At 63.1% G+C, this 249-nt stretch carries 1 protein-coding gene; it reads right to left on the bottom strand.

Going from position 1 to position 249, the window contains the following annotated elements:
* The coding region (locus tag AYJ54_RS53980) for a hypothetical protein (protein ID WP_210184079.1) at positions 1-225 on the bottom strand (225 nt) is incomplete at its 3' end.
* Between the last annotated feature and the right edge of the window lie 24 nt (positions 226-249).

Here is a 249-nt window from a genome sequence, read left to right as displayed (position 1 = left end):
CGTCAGCTGCTGGTGGTGGGGGCGACCTCGGTGGTCAAGCTGGCGACAACGAAAGGTCTCGGGCCAAACTGGCTGATCCCAGGCCATGTCGATGATCCGCCAGGCCTCGCCGTTTCCGCCGATCCCGGACGAGATCAAGAACGGCTCGATGAGCTTTACGATCCCGGTGGAGTTTACGGTGAGGTAGTACGCCGTCTCCACAAACTCCACCGTCGTCCCGGACAAGCGTGGGCGCAGATCCGGGACCCA

It is taken from the genome of Bradyrhizobium centrolobii (assembly GCF_001641635.1).
GTDB classification, from domain to species: Bacteria; Pseudomonadota; Alphaproteobacteria; order Rhizobiales; family Xanthobacteraceae; genus Bradyrhizobium; species Bradyrhizobium centrolobii.
Note: the sequence above shows the minus strand (reverse complement) of the source record. Positions and strands in the feature narration are given on the sequence as shown.